This window comes from Streptomyces sp. 130, assembly GCF_007096885.1.
Classification (GTDB): Bacteria; Actinomycetota; Actinomycetes; order Streptomycetales; family Streptomycetaceae; genus Streptomyces.
Map to the genome: position 1 here is coordinate 1 of NZ_VJNO01000112.1, position 938 is coordinate 938.

Genomic DNA, 938 nt, shown 5'->3' on the forward strand with positions numbered 1-938 from the left:
GGCGCGCTCGCGTAGCGAGTTTCGGAAAACCCTGCACACCCCTACACAAGCCCCTCCACACCACCGATCGGAGACCCCCGTGAACGTCAACGACATCGTCCAAGAGCGCATCCAGGCCGCCCGCAACCGCATCGCCGCCAACAAGCGCCGCCGCGACGAACTCAACGCCGCCCGCACCGCCGGCCTCACCGCCCGCCACGCCCAGAAACTCCGACACCTCACCACCCGCAACACCAACCCCACCAACCAGCCCGAGGGTCCAGACTGACCCTGTAAGGGTCACCACCGACCAGAGACCATTACATCCACGAGAGAAGACCCGCCATGCCAGCCCTTACCACCAGCGACGTCAAGTTCCTCCTCGCCGCCGTCGGCATCCCCAGCCGCACCACGACCCTTACCACCGGCGAAACCGTCCTCCTCACCAGCCCCAAGGGCCTCCGCACCTGGGGTGACCACCCCCACGGCGACCCCAACGCCCACACCCTCCTCGACCAGTTCCTCACCGCCGAAGCCGCCGACGGCCGCACCCACACCGACGACGACCTCACCGTCCCCATCTTCCGCAGCAGGCACCCCGAAGCGGCGGGAGGCCCCGATGGCCACCGTTGACCTTTCCGCGCGCGAGACCGCCATCGCCCTCCTCGCCGCCGGCATGACCTCCAACGACGTCGGTACCGCCGTCGGCGTCTCCGGACGCACCGTCCGCCGCTGGCGCGAGGACCCCACCTTCCGCGAGCAGGTGGAGGCCGGACGCCGGGAGATCCTGCACGAGACCGTCGCCGCCCTCACGAGCGCCGTACGCAAGGCCGTCACGACCCTGGAGACCGCCCTCACCGACCCGGCGGCCACGATCCGCGTCAAGGCCGCTGGCGACCTCCTGCGCTCTCTGCCCGCCCTCGCCGACCACGCCAACGTAGAGGCCCGCCTCGCCGACA

General features: G+C 70.4%; 3 protein-coding genes. All 3 read left to right on the forward strand.

The features are described from left to right. Positions 1-79 precede the first annotated feature (79 nt). Entirely contained in the window at positions 80-268 is a 189-nt protein-coding gene (locus tag FKN01_RS32220) for a hypothetical protein (RefSeq protein ID WP_143626181.1), read from the forward strand. Positions 269-324: 56 nt separating this feature from the next. Continuing rightward, positions 325-612, forward strand: a complete 288-nt coding sequence (locus tag FKN01_RS32225) for a hypothetical protein (protein WP_143626182.1) — start codon at positions 325-327, stop codon at positions 610-612. Continuing rightward, the coding region (locus FKN01_RS32230) for a helix-turn-helix domain-containing protein (RefSeq protein WP_143626183.1) at positions 599-938 on the forward strand (340 nt) is incomplete at its 3' end. The genes FKN01_RS32225 and FKN01_RS32230, both read left to right, overlap by 14 nt.